Consider the following 23,649-nt stretch of genomic DNA (forward strand, 5'->3'; position numbering starts at 1 on the left):
TTATGGAAATCTTTTGGAACACGATCGCGGCCTACAATGCCGCAACCTGGCCTGCGCAGATCGGTTTCACGCTCGTGGCGGCCATGCTGCTTGTGCTACTCTACCTCCGTCCGACGCCCGCAGTACGGATCGCCATGAAACTCTTCATGGCGTTTCTCAACTTCTGGATCGCCGGAGTCTATTACATGATCTATTGCCGTCCGCGCGAATATCACGGCATGCTGGCGCTTTTCTGGGCCATAATGGGTGGAATATGGATCTATGAGCTGCTGGTGAAGCACGCCTCGCTCGAACGCACCGGCCAGCACAACGCATTCGCTATCCTGCTCCTTGTCATGCCGTTGATATATCCCCTCTGCTCGCTGGCGCTGGGCCACGAATTCCCCATGATGACCTCGCCCGTCATGCCCTGTTCGGTGGCGGTTTTCACCATTGGACTGATGCTCGCCTTCTCGGAGCAGGTCAATATCGTGCTGGCCATGTTCCTCTGCCACTGGGCGCTGATCGGACTGTCGAAAGTCTACTTCTTCGGCATACCCGAAGACTACCTGCTGGCGTGCAGTACCGTACCTGCACTCTACATCTTCTTTCGGGAGTATGTCCGAAGCAACGCCGACCGGCCGACGAAACCCTCGGCCCACGTACTCGATGCACTGCTCATTGCGCTGAGTCTGGTCGTCGGCATCTTCTTTACCGTCACGCTCCTGCACCAACTCGACCTATTCACCCAAATCATCTGATTTATACGCGCATGCTCAAACAAATATTTTACCATTGCAATGGACTCGAGCCGATAAACCGGCACATAACTCGATATTACCTTTATAGCCCTTTTCTCGATTTACCGGTTCTGCTGACGAAGGAGATGCGCCTGAGCGGCTGTATAGAACGGCTGTTCCGAAATAATTGCGTGAAGTTCGACACTACAATAGGATTCATTAAAGTGAAGCAATGACTGAAAAATATATCATAGAGAATTTCACGGCAGGCATCGGCGTGGATGAATATATTTCACGTTTCCGGGATGAGAAACGGTTTGTCGAGTTTTGCAGGCAATGCCCTAATTACGGTAACAGTTGGGGATGTCCGCCGTTTGATTTCGATACCGGAGAATTTCTGCGCCAGTACAAGTATGCCTATCTTATGGCTACCAAAATTATTCCTATCGAAAAAGGCATCCCGATAGACAAATCACAAGAGTTAATCAGACCAGAACGAATCAGGATAGAAAAAGAGTTGCTGGAACTGGAGCACAGATACGGAGGCAGGGCATTCGCCTATGTAGGAAAATGCCTATACTGTCCAGATTCCGAATGCGCCCGCAAATGCAACCGTCCTTGCCTGCATCCGGACAAAGTACGTCCCTCGCTTGAAGCATTCGGATTCGATATAGCACGTACCCTCTCGGAACTTTTCGGGATAGAACTGCTTTGGGGAAAGAATGATATTTTACCAGAATATCTTGTGCTCGTAAGCGGATTATTTCATAACTCGACAGAAAATATTATCAGTCATACGAAGCGTAATCCGGATTCAGGAAACCTATAATCTTATTACTCTCATTGATAACGTTATGATAGCCATTCACAAAAAAGTCCCTGCAATCCGGATTATAGATTGAGGGACTTGATGAAAGTTAATGTAAAAACTAAAAGAATAACTCCACTTTCGTATGCCTGTTGGCTTCGACCGGCACATGGTCAGCTATGCCGCCCCTGCTTACCTTGACGATGCGTTCGATCGGTATGCCACGCTTTTCTAATTCTGCAACGATATGATCCGCTCTCAATGTGCTTAATGAACCATTAAGCACGGGAGTTCCAGTCGAACTGTCGGCCGCGCCGGTCACTTTCACGGATAATCCGTATTTCTTGGCCACGCGAGCCAGTTCATCAAGGTTAAGCATTTGGGAAGCATCCGTCAGGTGCGCCGTATTGAGGTTAAAAAAGAAATAGACAGGCGACCCGATGCAATTTCCGGCTTGTATGAGTTCCGTCTTTTCAGAAACGATTATGCCCGGTTGTTCGGAATCATCTCCGTTGTTGCCATATATAATACTTGCAGAATCAAGTGGCGAGATTCCATCCCAATGCCGGTTTTTCAATCTTGCCCGAAGTGAGTTCAATCCGCTGTAATTATTTCTGGGATAACCTTGACGGCGGTCGGTCTCATCGTCATTAACCAGATGACCGTACTTGTCAAGCAAGCCTTCTATTTCCAGAATTTTCAACAATTCTGCGAGCGTCCGTCGGTTGCGGTCGTACCAGTCTTTATAACGCTTGTTTTCTCCGGACAAGACATTGGCATAATCCACGAGCCACTCATTCTGACGAATGTAAGGTGTTGCATCAACCGCGCGTTTCCAACCGACCTTTCCGAGATGAAACGTGAAACCGGCGGTCAGCGATACCATGTGGTCGCCGAGGCGGTTCGGGCGTCCGTAACCATCGAAGTCCTGAAAGGTGGTCGTGCCGGAGAGTTCCAACATGGCACTTACTCGTTTGGAAATCCGATATTCTCCCTGTACGCCATACGAAACAGCAAAGGGATTATTCCCGTTAGAAGCATTGTGCAACAGGCCGACACCGGCAAAGGGAGCAAGATTCCAGCGTACCTGTTCTTGCCGGGCATATCTGCGGCCAAGGACATTCCACAGCAGATCCGCATGGATATGGTGGTATTCCTGATTGGACAATGTTCCATCTTTGAACTGCACACCGCTGTAATTGATACGTGCACCGACGGACGGAGTGAACCATTTTCCGACTGCGAAACTGTACGAGGGTTTCAAGCGTCCGAAGAGGTCTTCGCAGCCGAGAGGTGTGCCGAGAAAGGCGGACGTACCCCCGGCAATGCTGACAAACCAGTTGCCAGTCCGGGATGCCGGAAGTACCACTCCGTCAAGATAGACGGGCTGTATCGGTTGCCGTTCCTCCGAGACATTATAGTACGGTGTATGTTGTACAGTATCCACCTGTACGGGTTGTACACTTGCCTGCGCCTGCAACGTGCAAAGCACGGCCAATATAAAAAAGATCTGTTTCGTCATATTCCAATGATATTATTCGTTATACTTTTTGATTTGTAATAAGGCGTACGCCACTTACCGTTTGGGTTTCTTGCCAATGGCCGGGCGCATCATGCGGCTCGCCATCCTCATGCAGCGGAGTGCCCATGCACGGTTGTCCTCGTCCTCGTCGCGTCCCCATTTCAGGTCGCTGCCGCCACCTCCGCCGCCACGAGTTTCGGCAAAAGTGGTGGCATCATCGACCATACCGAGAAACAGCATCGTCGCGCAGTGCATCACGTCTGTACCTTGTTCCGCTATGGACTGGACGAGCGAGCCGTCGAACAGTTGCCGTTCCGCCACGTCCATCTGTGCCGATACGTTCCTATACTCGCCGACCACATTTTCCAGCAGGACATCCTTGAGCAACGTGTCCACTTTGGAATGTACATCATGGGAGTATTTGTAGGCTTCCTCCTTGAGTTCCCCGGTACGTTCCTCAATGGCATCCATGTTCTCTTTCAGCTCGGCAAGCTGCCGGTCAGCCGTCTGTAACTTCTCCTGCTTATCTGCCAGTTGCCTGTTGATTCCGGCCAGTTCTTTTTCCAGACTTTTCACTTGTGCGGCTAATTGTTCAGCATCACCCTTGTTCGCTTTCAAATCCTGTTCGGCTGCCGATAGCAGGGCCTCTTTTTCGGCTTTCGACTTCTCAAGGTTATCGACCATTGTCGTAAGCCCCTTGACCCTGCGCTCTGCCAGACGGATGTCCGATTGGAGGTCAGCCAGAACTTTTTGATGACGGCTGATATTTTCCTCGATGGTCGTACATTCTTCCGATAGCATACGGCGGTATTCTTCGGTAGTCCTGTGCCGTGCGCCTGTTTCGGATATGCTTGTTCCTCTCGACATTCCCCACCTTGTATTGACTTCGGTGAAAAAGTCGGTATGAAGCTGTTTCATCCTTGCGCTGTATTCAAACTTGTCCTTACCGGCGAATATTTCCTTGTACGCAAAGCGACCGTCTTTGATTGGCAGGAGCGTACAGTGGACGTGCGGATTCAATTCGTCAAGGTGTACGATGAATGCGGCGATGTTCTGCTCGCCATATTTGCCACTCACGAATGAATAGACGTCTTTCGCCCAGCGTTCAATATCGCTTTCTCTTTTGATATGGATATTGTCCGCATCTTTCTCGAAATCCACTTTCTGCGTGCCGAATGCGAGTTCGTGCATCCGCTTACGGGAACCGCCGAAAATGAAGTTCACCACCGTGCGGTACTTCGGTTCTGCCAGTCCTTCGTTGGGGTCTTTGATTCCACGCCTCTCCAATATGTCCGCCATCCGTTCGGGAATGTTGCGGCTCGTGTCGATGGGACGTACCTTGCCTCCGGGTGCAATCTCGAAGTTCAGGTGTTTGCGTGTGGGGTCGTAATTCCCCTTATTCATAGCGTACTTTTCCGCCCTTTCACTGCGATCACGCAAGTGTTCGTTACTTTGGGCTGTGGTGATGCCTTTCGACACCTTCACATCAAGTACCTGTTTTTGATCTGCCATACTCTTTTCGTGTTGTTTCGGACAATCCGTCCTGTCCCAGCTTGCTGCTTGCCCGGACAGCCTCCCGACGGTCGATAGACGGTCGGGGTATTAGGCTCCCCCTTCCCTTTGTTTCGTGGCAGACGGGCAAGCCCGTGTGCCTCCTATAACCGGCAGGATGACCGTTAAGGGATGGAGGCGGATTGTTCGCGTTATACAATCTGTTTTCGACTCCCGGTTCAATCCACCATCGCCTGTGCCTTCGCCAGAAGCGATAAAAAGGGTTTGCGAAGCGATTTGAGGCGTTCTTGGTCTTCGTCCATGTCGAAGTCCGTCACTGATGCCTCGGTGTCGAGAATCAGCCCGGCGAGGTCTTTGGCGGACTCGATGAAAGCTGCCCATTCTTCGCCGAGGTCAAGCCGGAAGAAATCCACAAGCGGCGAACTGTCATCGAATCTCGACTTGTGCAGGATTTTTTGCAGGGCGGCGTGGGCGATGCAGCACAGGGCTGTTTCACGATGTTCCGTGACCAAAGTGCCGGAATGTGCGGAGGTCGTGATGGAATGGGTGTCCGAACAGTGTCCGGCGTCACGGTCGGCAATTTCAGCCTTTGCCAGACTTACGAGTTGTCCACACATTACGCCAGTTTCGGCAGCGGTCGTTTTGCCGATTACCCAATCGGACAATACCTCACGGAGCTGTCCGGCAAAGTCCGGCTGCTCCTGTGCATCGCGGGGCTGTGCTGCCTGACCGGATTGTACGGTCATGGTAATGACCACGCTTTTGGGAAGCTGGATGCGGGTCAGCAAGCCGAATGCCTCCATTGCACTCAAAAAAGAACGGACGGTAGCCCTGTGCCAATGCCACTCCGATGCGAGGTCGGAAACGGTCAGGTAGCACTGGTTGGGTTGCAGCACGTAGTCCTTCTTTCTTAAAAACGGGGAAACGAAACCTGCCAGTGATTTGTCCAACAGGTCACAGTACGCTTCGGTGCGTGTCTTGCGTTCATCCCCTTTCTCCTTGAGATATTCGAATACCTCCCTGTCTGCCAATATGGAAACAGGTATCTTTTGGTTATTTTTCATTTTCATTCGGTTTTAATGATTCATATTGTGCGGATATGTCAGTGTTGCCGCTGTCCGCTTCATGCGGCAGATTTGCGTGATGATTGTCGTGATAGGATTCTGACAGCATTCCGGGATGCTTTGCCCATCCGGAAAGTGTCCCCGTGTCCTTGCATTCGGACATGACCCGAACGGAGGGATAGAACAGGGCTGCCAGAAGAAGATAGGTAATGGTTATCGCCAAGGTGTACAGATGCGGCACAAAGCCGATGACCAGTGCGACCGATGCGAGTGTGACAAATGCACCGGGGCGGTCAAGCAACCTGCGTAACCAGTTGTCCGTCCATCGGAACGAGAACATTGCGGCACAGACACCGGTAGAGAGTAGGATTCCAAACTCACCCATATGTCCACAGGCATATACATAATGGAAAAGAAGCAGGCATATCAGCCATACTTGCACATACAGTTTACGGGCGTTGCCGCTTCGTGCCATTGCCATGTAAAAGGGTGTCATGAACCGCTTGTTGTTCTTGTACAATGACATTGATACCCCGAAAGGTATCGCGCAGAAAATGAGTAGCAGGATATTCAGTAACATAAGTAATAGGGCTTTTCGGGTATGGGAGTGGGGCGCACAATGAGTTCCAACTGGACAATACCGTATGTCGCCAGTCGGATAAGGGTTTCGGCATCCTTGGGCGAAAAGTACATGGCCGCTTTCTTGATGCGCTGCTTGAATGTACTGTCTTGCTTTCGGTAGATGGCCAAAGCCTTGTCCAGTTCGTGTTCGGGAATAGTCCATGTCGTACCCTCGGCGTGTATGCCGTTCGTCTTGAAGGCACGCAGCACCAATGTACGGGAAACGAGGTAATCGGTGCGGTCGGTTCTTGAGATGATATGCTCCTTGTAGAGATTGTCATCGGCAACCTCTATCCACGTCCGGTAGGTGTTGATGCAATAGACCATCTGTCGGTATAAACTTTCTCTCATATGAAATTCATCAGCACGTCGGACTTGTCTTTCTTGTATTTCAGGAACCCGCTTTTGGAGTGAAGTTCCAAATCGAGGCATAGGTCCCCGTACATCTGCTCCAAAGAATCATAGATGGTAACAAGGATGCTGTTTACATTACCCTCCGTATCAGTCTTGGCGTTCATCTTGAACATCTGTCCGAAAGCGGGATTCGAGTATGCACAAGTGCTATGACCGAATTTTTCCGTCCGCATCGGGATATGGTGGTAAAGCGTGATCAACTCCATGTCGTCCTCGAACATATCCATTACTTCGTCCAGTTCGTAAGGGGTGCGCAACGGAAACGTAAGCAGCACATAGTCGCCGTAGAACTGCGGTTCTTCCATCGTCGTCACATCGAGCAACTGCGGAAGTTGCAGGGGGACGAATGCCATGAAGTCATTATAAAAATGTCGTAACATATTCATATATTTTTCTGTTGTCATATTTTACAGCGTGTGTATGAATGCTTCCATCAGCATTCCGGGCAGCTCGTCCAAGCGGTTGTCTCCTGGGTGCAGCATCCTGCCCAACTCTCTGAAAGCGTCGGGTGTCTGCGAGGCAAGCATATCGAGTTGCTCTCTTTCTTCGGCTGAAAGCAACGCCAAGCAGAAACCGTCCAACGACGAATAAGGCTGGAGAAGCATCCAGATGTAGGCTTGTGCCTGTGCCGGTGTCTTGACTTTTTGATTGCAGATGTCGTCGATACAGGTTCGGACATTCTGAATCAGCCTGCGGTTGGTGCGCATGGCCAAATAAATCATGGCATTGCGATAGGTGATGTCGTTCCGTTCGGCGGCAAGAAATACCTGTGCGCAGCATCGTTCCGTGTCATGCGTGATGTCGGAAAGATTCTCGCCGTCGAAATCAGGCAGACGTGAAAGGAATGCCCGGTACACAGCATCCTCCTTTTCGATAAAGGTCGTCAGGTCTGCCATACAATGAATACCGTAATCAATCGTTTCAGCAAGGGTAGCTCGATAAGTGGCAAGAATATGTTGTCGGTTTCTCTGACTGACGGGCTGGTTATCCAATGAGGCAAAGAACGGCCGGATTGTTTCAGCCACACGATGCAACTCTTTGTCTTCAAGATGCGGCGAGATTTGTTCTTTTACCCACAGTATATCCTTATAAGTGCGTGTTTGAGACAGCACCATCCGTGAAAATTCCATGCGGATGGAATCATGTATCTGTTCACACTCTTCTCTTACAGTGGAATGAAGCCGGCCAAGCGTATCACATTCGAGATACAGGAATACGGAATCCCTCAATGTTTGCCATTGCTTGAGGTGTCCGGTCAATTCTTTAATGGAGAGTCTTTTCTGCCTGCGTATGTCAGACAGGTATTCCCTGTATGTTCCGGCAGGGTCATTCTTGGCTTTCGCCAATCGTTTGCCATTGCCGTTGTCGCATGACGCGCATAGGAATACGGCAATCGAAACGGCAATTATTTTGGCAAAGATTATCGGCTGTTTTAAGTTCGATTTTGATGTTTTCATACTATATTATTTCGTACTATTTAGTGCAAAACTATATATTATTTTTGATACTTCGCATCCGAAAAACCGTATTTTGCGCATTTTTTAATATCGTACTTAATAGTATGATTACCAATGAAAACAAGTGAAGATAAAAACATGAAAAATGTACGATTTTCGTTTTTTAATATAGTATGATTCAGATACTCGAATAAAACTTGTATATTTGCACTTGTTATCATGAATATTGTATATTGATATGGCAAAAGTCGGTTATATATTCGAGGCGAATTCCTACGATGCGTTTGATGCGGATAAGGAATGGATGCGCCAGTACGGGTGTGTACAAGTGGTTGAAGAATCGGTCGGACACGAGACGCTCAGACCGAGATGGAAACAACTGATGTCGAATCTTGAAAGAGGCGACGAATTGGTGGTGTCAAAATTCAGCAATGCCGTGCGTGGTTTACGGGAACTATCGGCATTGATCGAGCTATGCCGCATCAAGGTCGTGCGTATTATCTCCATTCACGATAAAATTGACACCGACAACAAATTGTTTCCGGACACGACACCGGCGGAAGTATTGGCCATGTTCGGGGCATTACCGGAGGAAGTGGCTGTTTTGCGGAAGTCGTCAGATAAGATTATACGCCTGCAGCAGAGTATCAGTATTCCGATTACCAAAAAAAGTATGAGTAAAACTGAACGGGACAAAAAAATCGTGGATATGTATAACAATGGGTATTCAATCCGTGATATTTGGAAAGAGAGCGGTGTCCGGAGTAAAAGCACCGTGTACAGCATTCTCAATAAATACAAGGTTCAGCTTAACCGAACACCGGGACGCGTGCCGGGCATCCGGAAATAGAACTTATAAATCAAATATGGATATTGAAAATCAGTAGATTACTTGCGTAATTCATTATTTTTTCGTATCTTTAAGTTGGATATAACTATAAAAAATAAGACCTATGGGAGATATTATAATTTTATTGTTGGTATTTTTGGTAGTGGGCAGGCTCTTGAGGGGCGTCTTCGGCGGATTCAGTAAAAGCAGTTTTCGGGATGACAAATAAGTTTGGATTGTTATAACAGGCGGATATTTGTTAATTTTGCACCGTATTCATTAAAATCAAGAACAATATGACAAAAGCGGAAATTGTCGCTCAGATCTCACGGCAGAGCGGAATTGAGAAAACGGTTGTGATGACTGTGGTGGAATCATTCATGGAAAATGTAAAAGAGTCGATGGTTGCGGGAAACGAGGTGTTCTTGCGCGGCTTCGGCAGCTTTGTTATAAAACGGAGAGCTGAAAAGACGGCCCGGAACATTTCGAAGAATACGACAATTAAAATTCCCGCTCACAACATCCCTGCATTCAAACCTGCCAAAGCATTTCTGAATGCGGTAAAAGAGAACAAGTAGAGTATAAAAGTACAGATGGTGCAACAACACCGTAATGAGTAAAACAAAAGCGACCCAAAGGCCGCTTTTGTCGTGATAAGGCAAGGATTATTTCTTGCCTTTTTTCGCTGGTTTGGCCGGCTTTTCAGGAGTCTCCTCCTTCTCGACGGGCGGATAGAACTTGACGGCGACTATCACGATACGGTTGTGTTTCACACCGCTTTGGTCGCTCCATTCTTCGGGCTTGAAATACCCCTCGACGGTCAGCATCGTACCCTTGGTCAGTTGGTCGAACGACCCGGTGTTCTCGTTTTTACGCCACGCCTCAAAATTCATAAAGGCGGAAACGCGTTTGGATTCCTCGCCATTATTCTCCAGTCGGCTTACTGCCAGAGGGAAACGTGCTACACTTGCGTTGGTGAACTGACGGATTTCTGCATCCTTTCCTACGAAACCGGTTACTACGAAATTGTTTTCAATCTTTTTCATAATGAATTGTTTTTAGAAGTTATTAAATCAATTTTACGCTGCCTCAAAAAGTAGGTGCAGTTAAGGGAATGCACCAAGGCCGGACGCATCAATACTCTTTATTTTTGTCCGTAGGCAAAACCAGAAGGCTCGATAAAGGAAGATTGTACGGCTGTGCCATTGGTCAAGACTTCCAAAGTCGTTCCCGTCTGCATACTATCTTTGCATCGGAAAATGATGATGACTTCGGCGGAAAACTATTCTGAAAATGAGCGGAAAGCCGTAGTTGCAGGGGAAGTGAAAGAGCAATCCGTCCACCGGCACAATGGTGCGCGTTTCGGCTGTAAGTCCGCAGAATCGGCAGGGATTTTCGTGTAATTCGGTCGGACTGAATAGAGGTGGCTACAAACAGAACACTGAACTGACAACAGGTGGCGATACCGCAGAAGGGAATATCAACGAAGTGGCGACAAAAGGCGGAACGGGGTATCGGGGTGCTGCCATGTTCCCGTCCGGCAGAAAGAATAGGGGACAAAAGGGAAAAAGGAAAGAACCCTGCTTTTCGGAAAAGCGGACGGCAGCTTTTCACGAATGGCTGGTTTTTACAAAAGGATATGGCGCAGCCAAAAGAGAGAGATAGATGTAAAAAAGGGAATGCGGCGTGGCAGGAATGGAAGATTATCCCGTTCCTGCCTGTATCATCAAAATTCTGCCATGATTACCCGATGCTCGAAAATCTTTTTTGATTACTGGGACGTCTTTGGCAGACCCATAGGTGATGCTTGCCATAGCCGAAGACGAAATAATCATCAAGACGTGTTTTTTCTTGTAGGCGTTCCATGCCGGTACGCAGTTCCGTTTCATCGGTTGAGAAAAGAATCGTGTTGATGATACGGAAGTAGAGTTCTGTTACCTCGTCACAATAAGGACAAAAGCTATGCTCAATCGTTGCTTTCATGTTTCTTTGATTTTAATTATACTTCTACTACGTCTTCTATTCGACCATACAAGACAGAGCGCAACGCAGTCTTGTCAATGGCGCAATACTCGGTGATATGTCCGTGCTGTTTCACGAAATATCGTTTGAGAACATCGGAGAAATCAAAGAAGTAGCCCATCAATGCGATACCTCTTTTGAAATGGATGCACTCTTTCACGTTTCGGGTAATCCAGTTCTTGTCTTCACGGCTCAACTTGTCTCCGTTATCAAGTTGTTCCCGTAACTGGTAAACCCTGCAGCCTTTCAGCTTTTCTAATTCGGGTACGTCCCATTGGACGAATTTCATTGCTACCTGTTGCATCGCTCTTGGATTTAATCGTAAATAATCACTTCATCACGGTACTCGACCACCTCTTTGCCACTGCTAAGACGTACCACTATTTTATTGCCGAAGTCGCCGACAACTGTTCCCTCGGAGTAGCCTTTATAGGGGGTAAGCAGGGTGCAGTGCGCACCTATAATTTCGCTATCTTTTTCGTATTCGTACATAGTCTTGTCATTTTAGGGTTACAACTTGATATCCCATTTACCCTGTGAGAAGATTCTGAAGCTCACGTATTCGTCTGCAAATTCGTAGGACAGAATTTTGATATAAGTTTTGTCTTTGGCTTCCAACGAAGCTATCAGCCTGTCGATTTCTTCTTCCGGATAAACCCAACGAGAGGTAAACTCCGCATCCACGCTATCGCTGTGTCTATTGACAAAGCCGTCAAAAGTGTCATCCAAGAATGCCTCTATCTTGTCGAGGTCTGCTTTGTTTTCCGTCCTTGCGTAGAAAATGTTTGTTGCATAGTTTGCCATAATCCTAAGTTTTAAGTTTTTTATTTTCCCTCTTTTAGCATTTCAGCTACTTTCGGGCTTGATTGAAAATTATGTCGCCTCAAAAGGTGTTATGGCTCTTTATGCAGGGTTTCACGACCAAATACGACCTCTGCAAAGCGGAGCGTGGAGATTTTGTCGGGAACCGTCAGGCTGTGACCTTGAATACAAGAAAGACATGACAAGTACCTTTGCGACACAATTCTCATCAGGCAGACCGAAAGTTGGGATGCGAGGATAAAATGCCTATGGCAGAAGTTACGATAAAAGGAACTTCCGTAAAATTGGGATGCAGCGAAAAAAGAAAATATCGGTGCGATTATCTTCTCTTTTGACTGTGAATATAAAAGTAAGGGGGAGAACTTCGGTAAAGGTTTAGTTTAGTCTATTAGCTTATATATATGCTAAACTAAAGTAAACTAAATATAGGCAGATATATTGGACTGCCTGTATAGGTGTTTTGAGGGAAATGGTTACCTTTGCAAAAAACAATGTTCCTTGAAAGAAACAGAGATTTGTCCTTTTTTCTTTTGGCTGTGGTTATTCATCCATAGATGACTGCAACAATCACTCTTGGCGAGAGGATGAAAATCGTGTGAAATGACTTGGAAAAATACTCAAAGTACGAACAAGTGAAGAGAAAGAAAGGTAGTGCAAATAAAAAAACAAGAAAATATGATAATTCGTGTTTCTGTTCCTAATTTGTTCCTTGATAAAAACACATCACAATATAAATTGTTAATTTATAAGATATTAAGATGTGAAATTTTGAGATATAACTAAATTTTCCAGATTTCTCACAATAGATAATAAAAACACTATCTCCAATACAAAACAAGCGTATCCTCTCCCGAAGACACGCTACAAATATAACTATATTTTTCAGACAATGCCACTGTTATCACAGTAAAATAGTTTAATTCTCCCTTGCCCTATATCTATCAAATAGAACAAGGCATATAAATACCTACAACAAGTAGGAATACTTTGCTTTTCTCCCTGATATAGTTTATCTTTGCTACCGATATAGTTCATTCTTCATGGCCGTGGCGAATTCCTACCACGGCTGTGGAAAGATACTACCACAGCCATGACGAGATCTCTCCACGGCCGTGGGAAACTAATGATAAAGGCACCGGAAGATAACTATCCCTATGCCTTAGTCCAAGAATAAAGGCAGGATAACTTATAAAAGCCGCTTGATAGCAAACAAACAACAGCTATATAACACCCTCCCTCTAAGTCCGAAGATGATCGATTAGCTTCGCAACAACAAAAAAAACAATGTCCTTATAGGCTTACAACGATAAATTTAAAATACGTAGTAATGTATAAGGCAAAAACAAGTAAATAATGGCAATACAATTTGAATTGTACAAGACTCCCCGTCCCAAGGATGAGGAAGGTAAGGAAGTGTATCACGCACGTGTAGTCAACTTCCAACACATTGACACAGACTATCTGGCAAAAGAAATCCAGATAGCAACTTCTCTAACTGAAGGGGATGTAAAGTCAGTTCTCGAATCCCTAAGTCATTTTATGGGGGATCGTCTTCGGGAAGGACAAAGCGTCCATCTGGATGGCATCGGTTATTTCCAGATAAAGCTGAATAGTCAAGAACCTATCACTTCGCCCAAACTAAAAGCGAATCAGATAAAACTCAAAGCCAACATCAGCTTTAAAGCGGATGCCAAACTGAAAAGGTCAGTCAGTGTTGTTCATGTGGAGCGAAGTAAACTGAAACCCCATTCGGCTGTCCTTTCAAATGACGAGATAGACAAATTGCTGACAAACTACTTCAAGAGCAACCCTGTATTAACCCGTCGCGACTTTCAAAGATTGTGCGGCTTTACCCCTACCACTGCCGCACGGCAAATCAAACGGCTGAAAGAGGAGGAGAAGAAGTTGAAGAATATCAATACTTATTATAATCCGATTTATGTGCCGATGCCGGGATATTATGGCAAGGCGGAGATAAAAGAGGATGAAGCAAATACTATACAGCAATAAAGTAAAGAGTATGAAAAAAGTGCCCAAGAAGACACTGCCGATCATTTTGCTGACGTCAGCAAAATGGTATTCCTGATAATAAATTTCCCCCAAAAAAATAACCTATTTTATGGTAGAATGAGAGACACCTTGAAGCGAGGTATCTCTCATTATCTATATCACTCATTAATAAGACCTAAATTCAATTATTCTTATTAATCAAATTGATTACTACCTTCACCATCACGTCCTTTTCTTCCGTCCGGCTTTCGGCAATCATCAACGTAAGTGCCACAAGCGTATTGTTTCCAATCAACTTCGAGCCATCGGATTTATATAATATACCGTTCTTCTCCAGAAACCAAAGAAACAAGAAAGCGGCAATACGCTTGTTACCGTCACTAAACGAGTGATTCTTTACGACAAGGTAGAAAAGCATTGCGGCTTTTTCTTCAATGCTTGGATAAAGTTCCTCTCCACCGAATGTCTGATAAATGGTGTTGATAGAGCTTTTGAACGACTGATCCTTTTCATTTCCAAACAAATCACTGCTTCCGAACTTTTCCTGCAAAAGGTGAATGGCTTCCATTGCTTCTTCATAGGTGGCACGAAATTCTTCAGTAGGAGTCGTGGAGTCTACTTCCAATTGCTGGTAATCGTATTTATCCAGTGTATCCAGACCGTAAGTATAATCGGTAATCACACGCAAGAGTCCATTAGCCTCATCCAGCGTCAGTTGCTTATGCTCGATGACGTTGGAAAGAAGACGCACGGTGCTCTTCAGGTCTTCCAGTTGAGCAGCTTTGACCTGCTGATTAATGGCGTAACCCTTAATCAGGTAGTCCTTCAGGATTTTGTTCGCCCAGATACGGAATTGGGTGCCACGTTGCGACTTTACACGATAGCCGACAGAGATGATTACATCCAGATTAAAATACTCTACTTGATATATCTTCCCATCAGAAGCAGTTGTTGCATTTTTTGCAACAACTGAATTTCTGTCTAGCTCACCTTCTCTAAACACATTACTTATATGTCTTGATACCACCGATTTGTCACGGTCAAAAAGTTCTGTTATCTGACTCAATGTCAGCCACACCGTCTCATTCTCCAACTTCACATCAATGGAAGTTTTCCCATCCTTTGTTTGATAAATGACAATTTTTCCTCTATTGTCCATAAAATGCCTCCTTATTTACGCATTGTGTCCGTCCATTACCTTCGTAGCAATGGACGGACACACAAATGTACAGCTTTCAAAAAGAAATAAAGAATATAAAGCTGCTTTTATTAGTTACTCTGAAGCGTTATAATAGAACGCGCCGGAATCTGAACAATCTTTCCACTTTTCACTTTTCCGACCGGTAGCAAATTCTCTCCTTCTTTATCTGAAGTACGATAAATCTGCCATTCTGCATTTCCTACCTTTCCTTCATTAATAGAAAACTCTTTTTCTTCATTAGCATAGTTTATAACGACTATCACATACGTTCCGTCTACATTCTTATAAGCAGAACACATCAATCCTTGCTGGTCGGTGTCGCCATCAGAGATGAATGCGTTTGTTTGATCGAAAGCCGAAACGGATAGCCGGACTGCTCCCGGACGGATAAAACGGCTATAATTTCCTAAAGCCCACATCAATTTAGAATCTTCTACTCTACCATCCAAGAAGTTATCGTCAGTAGTGTACTCGCGAATCAGTCCGTCTTTGTAATCACCGCCAATGGCACGCCACCATTGCCAGCTTTCGGCTCTAGCATACACAATGTCATGATGAATGATACGTGCCACATAGAGCGCTGTCTTCATTGTACGGTCGAAACCATTTCCACCACCAATTTCTTCATCATTACCCATGATGCAAGTCTCCGTTTGCCAGAAGCCAACTTGATGTTTATCTAAGGTATCCCGCAACTGGCAGCGGATATTACGTAATTCACTTAACGGAGTCGTTGTCCAATAGCTATGTCCAAGCATCAGGCGGGGAACATTCGGAGTATCTCCTAAATATGTATCTACACTATCCGGACTGAAAAAGGCTTGAATCTGATAACCCCGTTGCCAATCTGTTTCGTGAGTGCGGAACATACAGCGATAATCGGAAGATTCATTCACTAAAATCTGCGTATCCATATTCCGGCTTACAAATTCTTTGCTTAACAAACGGACAGTATGAGCTACTTCTTTGTTGGTTGCCGGACAACCTTCCTGTTTCGGTCCTACCCAATTCCAGTGTCCGTCCGGTTCGTTGAAAGGACAGATGTAGTTGAACTTGATGCCATCATGTTTTTCCACTCCCTGTATTACATCTGCCAGAAAACGGACGTATTTTTCATAACAATCCGGCTTCAGATTTGCCGTACCTCCACGACCGGTATTGGTTGCCAATCCGTTCTGTGTATAATGTACGGGAGGCGAGTTCAGAAAAGCCAGGAATTTATTGACTCCCCGTTCCTTTGCCAGTTTCAGAAAATTGCGTTGTCCTTGTTGCTTGTTCCAATCGTACGTTCCATCCGCGTTCAGAAAACACTCGGCTCGCATCCAGGGAGAAGCGATCTGACTAGCCTCCCCTTGTTCCGCACTGCCTGCACCGACATTGAAACGCCAGAGGGACAGGCCGATACCTTTCGGCTGTCCGTTCGCATCATTCTCCGTACTGAACAGCCAATCGGCTACCTGGTTTTGTTTCTCTTCCGGCCAAAGTCCGATAAACTGCATACTCCAAGCGTCTGAAGCGCTGAAATATGCCATCGTTTGACAGGGCTTATCCGTTTCTATCTGATAACTTACATCAGGTACAGATTGAGAACATCCACCCGCCACACATACAAACAGAAAACCTAAAATCGCTACTCTCTTTTTACCTATAATCCTATTCATCTATAATCTTCCATTATTCAAATCATACAATACAACTCCGTCCTGAAACAACCTGACCATCTACCAAAATCAAGAAAGATATTATCAAAGAGTAGGTATTACCTGCTTAATGCTCCCATCTTCATTAAATTCCATACGATCTATACATACTTCACGATGAACACCGGGATCACTTTTCAGATAATTCTTATTGATGCGATGATAAACAATATACCACTTATCAGTGCCGGGAATTTGCAAAACAGCATTATGAGCAGGACCATATATTTCCTTTTCCGGGTTTTGAATCAGCACAACTGGATTATCAGCCACTTTAATCGGTCCCAAAGGTGATGTTGAAGTGCCATAAGCTACATGATAATTGGGAGAACCAGTATCATCTACCGACCACATAAAATAATAAAGCCCGTTACGGTAGAATACATAAGCCGCTTCACGATAAGCATAATCCTGCAAAGTACCTCCTACGGGAGTCATCACTGTGACTGTTTCCTTCTTTATGGAAACCATATCCTCATTCAGCTCCGCACCTGCCATATAACCATTTCCCCAATACAGATAAGACTTCCCCGAAACCGGATCGGTAAACACATCCACATCTATTTGCTGACCGTTTCCGGTGGGTGAATCCGTTACGATGGGACGTCCCAAATCAACAAACGGCCCGGTGGGAGAATCGCTCGTAGCTACTCCGATCTGTTTTCCTCCTCCTGCTTTCGGATGACCGCTGTAGTAAAAGAAGTATTTATATTTTCCTCCTATCAACTTCTCCTCAATACAAGGCGCCCACGCATTACCATCCGCCCAAGGTACTTGGTCTGATTTCAGATCCAGCATTATCCCTTCATCCCTCCAATCCTTTAAGTCAACAGACGAAAAAACGGTAAAATACCAACCACCCCATCCGGGCTGTCCGTCTGTGGTAGAATAGATATAGTATTTCTTAGTCCTGTTGGAATATAAAATTTCAGGATCAGCATGGAAACCTGGCAACACAGGATTACCAGACAACGAGAAAGCGGGCAGCGTCACTGCCAACATCAAGCCGATTGTAATCAAAGTTCGTTTAATAGGTACTATCATATTTTCATTAGTTGGATAAAAAGGGGAAATATCAGGTTGTGATACTCCCCCTCCGGTATTTACATTCTTGATACTATTTATTTCAATGCTACTTTAATAGATTGACTGTAACAATATTCCGATGATTTGTCTGATTTGACTCCTACACGGGCATAAAGATAGGATTCGTTTATCAAACCATTCGGGATCTCAATTTCAGCAGTGTTTTCCTGACCGAGTGAGACTGTATTACCCAACTTCAACTCTGCTTCTTTCTGTTTCTCATCCGTCAAAACACCTGTACCCAGATAGATACCTACATTCTCCATATTGGCATCAGCAACCACTTTATTAATAGTAAACCGTGCGGTAACCTTGTTGCCGTTTCTGGCAAAAGATACGTTTCTAACAGAGAAATACGGTGTCACAGGAATATCCTGCACAGTGTTTCCTTTCACTGTAATATAAATTGTGTCATTAGAAGGTCTTTCCCAAGGAGCATTACCCATACGCACCAATTTATAATCGCCATTGAAAAGGGACACGGAATAGCTTCCGTCCTGCGCAACATACACCGGAATAGAGCCATGCAAAGCATAACCGTCCTGGAATAAAGCAAACTCTGAACTTCCGCTTCTAACTCCTACTGCTTCACCGTCATAAATTGCTCTTCCGGTCAATGTAGCCTTAGGTTCCTCAAAGTTGTCGTAGCTGCAACTGCTTACTGCCAACAAACAACATATCATAATAAAGAAAGGTATAATCTTTTTCATAATCTCTTATTTTTATTGGAATGGATTCTTCACAATCGTCGGATTGTTATTAATTACATCATCAGCAATGAATGAATAATAGTTAGACTGCTGGAAGGTTCTTGCCACCTTGAAACGTTCGGATTTTGTCTTTACAAAAATGTACTTGTCCTGATCTGATGTTCCCGGTTTTGGTTTAGCAATACGATAAGGATATAAACCGTAAACGATCGCTTTATCGTTATCTGTATTTCCGTTCCAGGTGATATCAGCTATTCTCCATCGTTTCATATCAAAATAACGGTGATCTTCGAAAGCTAGTTCCACACGACGTTCGTTCTGAATCTTTTCTATTGTCAGGCTTGTCAGACTGTTGGCCGGGAAACCGGCACGTTGACGCAAGCGGTTGATGTAGGGTAAAGCTGTCGGCTCGTCATTCAATTCAAAAGCAGCTTCGGCAGCATTCAAATAGATTTCACCCAGACGGAACCAAGGCCACCAGTTTTCAGCGTAGTTACGGAGAGTGTAACCGGATGCCTCACTGATAAACTTACGAATATAAAATCCGGTATTGCTCACGTTAGGACTATTAGTCTGAGGACCGTCCTGGCCGACAAAAGTTTTATCATCGTCATAAGCACTTCCTAATTTCGAGTCTGTCAGTAAGTCGTAGGAACCGGTCTTATCATTCCATACTGCTACTCCTGCCTGAATATCCACATCCTGATTTCTGAACTTTGAGCCCGGATAGACGATCGTACCATACAAACGTGCATCTTTATTGGCAAAGATATCGCTCGGAGTATCATATACTACATAGTCATTACCATTCTTATAATGTAAGGTCCCCGAAGTTCCATCCAAATAATCAAATGCTTCTACCAATCCTAAAGACGGACCGATGCAAGAAGAATTATCGTTATCTTCTCTTAAATGATGAACTACATTATCATAACCGAAGCTATGCACTTTCAAAGGATTCTTATAGTCTTTCACCCAAATAGCCTCCTTATTCAGCGTCTTGTCCACAAACATCTTATAGAAGTTCACTCCTTTATCTGACTCCTTCTCATAAAGTTCATATCCACCGTTTTTAATGATTTCCTGCGAAGCTGTCAACGATTTACGATAATAATCGTCTGCCATATCAGCCGGAATACCTACTTCTCCGCCAGACGTTACAATATTAGGAGTCTTCAGCGCATTATATTTGGCAATAGAACCGGCATACAACATAGCACGGCTTTCCAATGCCAATGCAGTGTAATAGTTGGCACGACTTTGACTGCCTTTATTGCCCAATTGTGACTTGATTGCTTCACATTCACTGTATACAAAGTCATATATTTCGTGCTCCTTGGCACGCGGATTACGTAAGTAAGAAGGATCTCCGCTGAAATCATACTCCAAAGTAGTTGTAATCAATGGTACACCACCCATACGTCTTACAAGCTCAAAATAAACGTAAGCGCGGATAAAGCGAAATTCAGCTTTGAACTGTAGCTTGGCATCTGCTGAAATATCTGTTCCATATTTGTCGATATTCTCAATAGACATATTGATGTCACGTATCAATCCATAATCCCACCAACGTCCGTAGTCGTTGCCATAACGTAATTCATTACGATAATTCTGATCCAGCGTGCCACAGTACATAGCATCATCCGTTTCGCACATACCACCGGTATTGAAGTCACCGTGCAACTGTGGAATACGATTATATAAATTGGCTAGCTGTGATTTAATCATGTTCGGATCGTTCCATACCAACTCATTGGTAAGAATATTTTTGGGATCTCTTTCGAACCAGCTGTCGCCACAACCCGATAACATGGAAGTAAGGACGGCTCCCAACAGAACTATTTTTATAGATTTGCTTTTCATGATAGCGTTCATTTTTTAGTATGTAATATTAAATCCAAGAAGGAATGTACGTTGTTGCGGGTATACCACTGCAGCTGCGGCAGTGATTTCAGGATCGACTCCAAACTTACCCACATTGTCAAACGAACACAAGTTAGAAACATTAGCATAAATACGTACTTTCTGTGCACGAATCGGTCTCAACAGTTGTACCGGCAGGCTATAACCCACTTCCAGATTCTTGATACGGAGATAACGCACATTGTGCAACCAGAAGTCACTATTCTTATTGTTATAGCTGAATTCACCTTTACGGATGGCCGGATAACGTCCCGGTATCCATTCACTTTCCGGATCGTACAAGTCGGCACGATGCCAACGGTCTTCCAATAAATAAACCGGTGAGTTTCCATTTCCATGATATGCATTAGCCAATTCATAGTTTTGTCTCCATCCTTGCATAGCCCCACCGGAAAGGTCGATATTCAAGTCAATCCCCTTCCATGCCAAACCGATATTACCACCAAACGACATAATAGGTGCCCAACCTTCCGGATAACCGATAGGACGCTCATCCATACTGTTGATAATACCATCACCATTTACATCTTTATAGATAAAGTCACCGGGGAGCAGTGTCCGGTTATTATTTCCATCCAAATTTACCGGATAATTACGAATTTCTTCTTCCGACTGGAACTGGCCAATTACCTGATATCCCCAATAGATACCTCCCCAACGGCCTTCCGCAGAATTGCGGTATTCATCCCAAGAGTTATTAAAACGCGGTTTATAAGTCTCAATGCTCTTGTAACGTGAGAAAGTAAAGTTACCGCTTACGGTATAGTTCAAATCACCGATATGGTCGGTCCATGTAACCATACCTTCCGCACCGATATATGCTTGTTTGTTCAAGTTCTCATTAGGCAATGTATATCCCACTTCACTCGGAAGCAATACATCATAACGGGCAGCCGGTACACCGGTAATATCCTTGCGGAAAGCATCGGCGGTTACCTTCAAACGATTATTGAACATAGTCAGGTCAAAACCGATATTCGATGTTGTATTCTTCGTCCAGGATAAGTTGGTAATAGGTAATCCTCTCTGGTTCAATCCGGTCACCAGTTCACCATCCAATACAGCATTACCATTATTCCACGTATAACCACTCAAGTAATCAAACAGTTTTACATCCTTTTCTGTACCTGTCTGACCAATAGAAGCACGAATCTTCAAATCATCTACAACAGGTCTCAACTTTTCAAAGAATTTCTCTTCCGAGATTCTCCAACCTATAGATACACCCGGGAAGAATCCCCAACGATTATTTGCTGCATAGAGATAAGAACCGTCATAACGAGCCAATAATTCAATCAGATATTTGTGGGCAAAGTCGTAATTGATACGCCCAATCCATCCGGCACGCGCTTCGTAACTCCATTCATCAGCGAAACTGTTGAGCTCATCAAACTGCAATAACGGCAGATAGTCAGTAGAAGGTTCTGTACCATAAGTTTTCTTAGTCCAATCATAATCGGAGGCTTCCATAACCCAAAACCGCCGAAATATTATGGTTTTTAATCTGTTTTGCATAATTCAGTTGCAATTGCATATAACGCGCAGGCACACTACGATCTATTTGATTTCTCCAACGTCCTGCGGCAGATGTTCCGTTATAAGTATCTTTCTCCTTATCGTATGTATAGATTTGATAAGCATATTGATAACCGTCAAAACGACTGTTGGTGTAATTGTACGAGAACGTAGCTTTTGCAGTCAAACCGAAAGAGAAATCATACTGCGCATAAGCATTGATATTGGCATTACGAGTCAAATTATCTTTGTAACCGGCAATGTCACGACTGAATGCAGCCGGATTGTAACCATTCTCATGTACATTATTGATATATTCCGGATTATCATTGGCATAAGGGCTTTCGATAGGCTGCATTTTAAACATAGCCAATATAGCCGAATAATAACCGTCACCACCCGGCAAACCTACGTCTTCACTCTTTTCATACTTACCGCTAATCTGTGCACCTATTGTAAAACGGTCTGTTATCTTAGTATCAATATTCAACTGAAGATTGGTACGCTCATATTTAAAGTCAGGCATCATCGCATCTTGTCCGGTATGAGCTACAGAAAGATAATAGTTGGTCTTTTCAGAGCCACCTGTCACATTCGCATTGATGTGGTATTGAGGCACATTTTTTCTCATTACCATATCATAATAGTCATAGCTCTTATATCCCGGTTCGGTACCAGCTTCCCATTTAGCAAGTTCTTCGGGACTATATAATTTGCTTGGATCTTCACCTCTATTCTGTGCTGCTTCGGCCAAACCTCTTACATATTGTCCTGCATTTGCCAATTCGGGGAAACGGGTCAGATTCTGCCAACCATAGTATCCATTGACATTGATGCTTACTTTATCATTCTTTTTACCTTTCTTGGTAGTTACCAGAACTACACCATTTGATGCACGCAGACCGTAAATAGCAGCAGAAGCATCCTTCAAGACAGTGATACTCTCGATATCCTCGATATTCAGAGCATTAAACACATCGCTACCGGAAACATCCGATGCCTGCAACCAGTCGCGGCTGTTCATTCCTCCGTAAGGAATGCCGTCGATTACAAACAGGGGGCTACCCATATTACGAATTTCAAGATTAATGCCTCTACCCGGACGGGCATCCACAGCACGCGTAGACACACCTGCTATCTTACCGGATAAAGCTCCCGCAGTAGTCGTAGAAACAGAACGCGTCAACGCATCAGACTTAACATCACTGATGGCTCCGGTCAGACTTTTCTTGGTTTGTGTACCATAACCCACCACCACAACTTCATCCAAGGTTTCCGTATCTTCTTCAAGAACGATTTGAAGATGTGTCTTTCCATCCACCTTCACCTCTTTAGTCTTATAACCGATGAACGAAATTGCCAATGCGGCATTTTTACTATCTACATTAATTGTGAAATTACCATCGATATCCGTAATGGTTCCATTAGAAGTTCCTTTGACAGTAACATTGGCACCAATGATATCATCTCCTCTCACATCGGCCACATGTCCTGTAACTTGTGTTTGTGCAAATGCTGCAGCTGACAGAAGCAACTGTATGACACACATGCATAAGATTCTTACATACCTCATAAATTAGAATTTAAAGATTAAACATTTTTTGTTGTTTTTTCCGATGCAAATATAGAGTATTGATATAAATCAATTAAGCAAAAATCATGCAGAAGAGCTATGCAAATCATTCATTGCACGATTTACACACTCTAAATAAAA

At 44.6% G+C, this 23,649-nt stretch carries 24 protein-coding genes and 3 pseudogenes; 8 read left to right on the top strand and 19 right to left on the bottom strand.

Annotation, left to right across the window (positions count from 1 at the left end; genetic code table 11):
- Nucleotides 1-2: 2 nt before the first annotated feature.
- The 3 genes and pseudogenes from NXX38_RS05470 (at nucleotide 3) to NXX38_RS05475 (ending at nucleotide 1,548) form a co-directional block, all read left to right on the top strand.
- Nucleotides 3-740 (top strand): DUF6064 family protein, encoded by a 738-nt coding sequence (locus NXX38_RS05470; RefSeq protein ID WP_258978750.1) that lies wholly within the window; start codon nucleotides 3-5, stop codon nucleotides 738-740.
- 116 nt (nucleotides 741-856) lie between these two features.
- Nucleotides 857-955 (top strand): annotated as a pseudogene (locus tag NXX38_RS26695) (ABC transporter ATP-binding protein); the annotation flags it as partial.
- A complete protein-coding gene (locus tag NXX38_RS05475) occupies nucleotides 952-1,548 on the top strand; it encodes a DUF2284 domain-containing protein (protein ID WP_008669449.1) in 597 nt (198 codons plus the stop codon). The pseudogene NXX38_RS26695 and the gene NXX38_RS05475, both read left to right, overlap by 4 nt.
- Nucleotides 1,549-1,648: 100 nt before the next feature.
- Here the strand turns inward: NXX38_RS05475 and NXX38_RS05480 are convergent, their stop codons facing one another.
- The 8 genes from NXX38_RS05480 to NXX38_RS05515 are packed head-to-tail and all read right to left on the bottom strand — an operon-like array spanning nucleotide 1,649 to nucleotide 8,117.
- Nucleotides 1,649-3,049 (bottom strand): OmpA family protein, encoded by a 1,401-nt coding sequence (locus tag NXX38_RS05480; protein WP_004301238.1) that lies wholly within the window; start codon nucleotides 3,047-3,049, stop codon nucleotides 1,649-1,651.
- A 54-nt stretch (nucleotides 3,050-3,103) separates the two neighbouring features.
- Nucleotides 3,104-4,561 carry a MobV family relaxase gene (gene mobV / locus NXX38_RS05485; protein WP_004301236.1) on the bottom strand — a complete coding sequence of 486 codons (1,458 nt, stop codon included), beginning with the start codon at nucleotides 4,559-4,561 and terminating at the stop codon, nucleotides 3,104-3,106.
- Nucleotides 4,536-4,760, bottom strand: a complete 225-nt coding sequence (locus NXX38_RS05490; RefSeq protein ID WP_073350124.1) for a hypothetical protein — start codon at nucleotides 4,758-4,760, stop codon at nucleotides 4,536-4,538. The genes mobV and NXX38_RS05490 overlap by 26 nt, the downstream gene beginning before the upstream one ends.
- A gap of 19 nt (nucleotides 4,761-4,779) precedes the next feature.
- Nucleotides 4,780-5,625 (bottom strand): hypothetical protein, encoded by an 846-nt coding sequence (locus tag NXX38_RS05495; RefSeq protein ID WP_004320581.1) that lies wholly within the window; start codon nucleotides 5,623-5,625, stop codon nucleotides 4,780-4,782.
- Nucleotides 5,615-6,205, bottom strand: coding sequence for a hypothetical protein (locus tag NXX38_RS05500; RefSeq protein WP_004301229.1), 591 nt, complete (start codon nucleotides 6,203-6,205; stop codon nucleotides 5,615-5,617). Before NXX38_RS05500 ends, NXX38_RS05495 begins: the two co-directional genes overlap by 11 nt.
- Nucleotides 6,196-6,597: a hypothetical protein gene (locus NXX38_RS05505; protein ID WP_004301227.1), complete on the bottom strand. Its 402-nt coding sequence runs from the start codon at nucleotides 6,595-6,597 to the stop codon at nucleotides 6,196-6,198. The genes NXX38_RS05500 and NXX38_RS05505 overlap by 10 nt, the downstream gene beginning before the upstream one ends.
- Nucleotides 6,594-7,040 carry a hypothetical protein gene (locus NXX38_RS05510; protein ID WP_005680025.1) on the bottom strand — a complete coding sequence of 149 codons (447 nt, stop codon included), beginning with the start codon at nucleotides 7,038-7,040 and terminating at the stop codon, nucleotides 6,594-6,596. The genes NXX38_RS05505 and NXX38_RS05510 overlap by 4 nt, the downstream gene beginning before the upstream one ends.
- Before the next feature lie 27 nt (nucleotides 7,041-7,067).
- Nucleotides 7,068-8,117 carry a hypothetical protein gene (locus tag NXX38_RS05515; protein ID WP_004301222.1) on the bottom strand — a complete coding sequence of 350 codons (1,050 nt, stop codon included), beginning with the start codon at nucleotides 8,115-8,117 and terminating at the stop codon, nucleotides 7,068-7,070.
- Between the two features lie 238 nt (nucleotides 8,118-8,355).
- Here NXX38_RS05515 and NXX38_RS05520 point away from each other — a divergent pair, with 238 nt between their 5' ends.
- Nucleotides 8,356-8,967, top strand: coding sequence for a recombinase family protein (locus NXX38_RS05520; protein WP_004301218.1), 612 nt, complete (start codon nucleotides 8,356-8,358; stop codon nucleotides 8,965-8,967).
- 263 nt (nucleotides 8,968-9,230) lie between these two features.
- Entirely contained in the window at nucleotides 9,231-9,524 is a 294-nt protein-coding gene (locus NXX38_RS05525) for an HU family DNA-binding protein (RefSeq protein ID WP_256596129.1), read from the top strand.
- A gap of 87 nt (nucleotides 9,525-9,611) precedes the next feature.
- Here the strand turns inward: NXX38_RS05525 and NXX38_RS05530 are convergent, their stop codons facing one another.
- Nucleotides 9,612-9,992 carry a single-stranded DNA-binding protein gene (locus NXX38_RS05530; RefSeq protein WP_004301211.1) on the bottom strand — a complete coding sequence of 127 codons (381 nt, stop codon included), beginning with the start codon at nucleotides 9,990-9,992 and terminating at the stop codon, nucleotides 9,612-9,614.
- Nucleotides 9,993-10,296: 304 nt separating this feature from the next.
- On the opposite strand from NXX38_RS05530, the gene NXX38_RS05535 reads away from it, so the two are divergent.
- Nucleotides 10,297-10,611 (top strand): hypothetical protein, encoded by a 315-nt coding sequence (locus NXX38_RS05535; protein WP_004301209.1) that lies wholly within the window; start codon nucleotides 10,297-10,299, stop codon nucleotides 10,609-10,611.
- Between the two features lie 61 nt (nucleotides 10,612-10,672).
- Here NXX38_RS05535 and NXX38_RS05540 read toward each other — a convergent pair.
- The 4 genes and pseudogenes from NXX38_RS05540 to NXX38_RS05555 form a co-directional block, all read right to left on the bottom strand.
- Nucleotides 10,673-10,929 (bottom strand): annotated as a pseudogene (locus NXX38_RS05540) (hypothetical protein).
- A 16-nt stretch (nucleotides 10,930-10,945) separates the two neighbouring features.
- A complete protein-coding gene (locus tag NXX38_RS05545; RefSeq protein ID WP_004301207.1) occupies nucleotides 10,946-11,272 on the bottom strand; it encodes a hypothetical protein in 327 nt (108 codons plus the stop codon).
- 11 nt (nucleotides 11,273-11,283) lie between these two features.
- Nucleotides 11,284-11,460, bottom strand: coding sequence for a hypothetical protein (locus NXX38_RS05550; protein ID WP_004301206.1), 177 nt, complete (start codon nucleotides 11,458-11,460; stop codon nucleotides 11,284-11,286).
- Between the two features lie 18 nt (nucleotides 11,461-11,478).
- On the bottom strand, nucleotides 11,479-11,772 hold the full coding sequence (locus NXX38_RS05555; RefSeq protein ID WP_004301205.1) for a hypothetical protein: 294 nt from the start codon (nucleotides 11,770-11,772) through the stop codon (nucleotides 11,479-11,481).
- A 71-nt stretch (nucleotides 11,773-11,843) separates the two neighbouring features.
- On the opposite strand from NXX38_RS05555, the gene NXX38_RS05560 reads away from it, so the two are divergent.
- Complete coding sequence (locus NXX38_RS05560) at nucleotides 11,844-11,972, top strand: hypothetical protein (protein ID WP_004301204.1); 129 nt, start codon at nucleotides 11,844-11,846, stop codon at nucleotides 11,970-11,972.
- 1,171 nt (nucleotides 11,973-13,143) lie between these two features.
- Nucleotides 13,144-13,800 carry an HU family DNA-binding protein gene (locus NXX38_RS05565; protein WP_148366840.1) on the top strand — a complete coding sequence of 219 codons (657 nt, stop codon included), beginning with the start codon at nucleotides 13,144-13,146 and terminating at the stop codon, nucleotides 13,798-13,800.
- Nucleotides 13,801-13,981: 181 nt separating this feature from the next.
- On the opposite strand, the gene rhuM is transcribed toward NXX38_RS05565, so the two are convergent.
- The 6 genes and pseudogenes from rhuM to NXX38_RS26700 all read right to left on the bottom strand — a co-directional run bounded on the left by rhuM (nucleotide 13,982) and on the right by NXX38_RS26700 (nucleotide 23,508).
- Nucleotides 13,982-14,959 carry a RhuM family protein gene (gene rhuM, locus NXX38_RS05570; protein ID WP_258978753.1) on the bottom strand — a complete coding sequence of 326 codons (978 nt, stop codon included), beginning with the start codon at nucleotides 14,957-14,959 and terminating at the stop codon, nucleotides 13,982-13,984.
- A 110-nt stretch (nucleotides 14,960-15,069) separates the two neighbouring features.
- Nucleotides 15,070-16,662 (bottom strand): glycoside hydrolase family 30 protein, encoded by a 1,593-nt coding sequence (locus tag NXX38_RS05575; protein WP_258978754.1) that lies wholly within the window; start codon nucleotides 16,660-16,662, stop codon nucleotides 15,070-15,072.
- 84 nt (nucleotides 16,663-16,746) lie between these two features.
- Nucleotides 16,747-17,745 carry a family 43 glycosylhydrolase gene (locus NXX38_RS05580; protein ID WP_258978755.1) on the bottom strand — a complete coding sequence of 333 codons (999 nt, stop codon included), beginning with the start codon at nucleotides 17,743-17,745 and terminating at the stop codon, nucleotides 16,747-16,749.
- 77 nt (nucleotides 17,746-17,822) lie between these two features.
- The gene (locus NXX38_RS05585) at nucleotides 17,823-18,497 is read right to left on the bottom strand and encodes a DUF3823 domain-containing protein (RefSeq protein WP_074556561.1); all 675 of its coding nucleotides are present in this window, start codon (nucleotides 18,495-18,497) and stop codon (nucleotides 17,823-17,825) included.
- A gap of 12 nt (nucleotides 18,498-18,509) precedes the next feature.
- On the bottom strand, nucleotides 18,510-20,360 hold the full coding sequence (locus NXX38_RS05590) for a RagB/SusD family nutrient uptake outer membrane protein (RefSeq protein WP_074637502.1): 1,851 nt from the start codon (nucleotides 20,358-20,360) through the stop codon (nucleotides 18,510-18,512).
- Nucleotides 20,361-20,375: 15 nt separating this feature from the next.
- Nucleotides 20,376-23,508, bottom strand: a pseudogene (locus NXX38_RS26700) (SusC/RagA family TonB-linked outer membrane protein).
- Between the last annotated feature and the right edge of the window lie 141 nt (nucleotides 23,509-23,649).

This window comes from Bacteroides sp. BFG-637 (assembly GCF_024793605.1).
GTDB classification, from domain to species: Bacteria; Bacteroidota; Bacteroidia; order Bacteroidales; family Bacteroidaceae; genus Bacteroides; species Bacteroides vicugnae.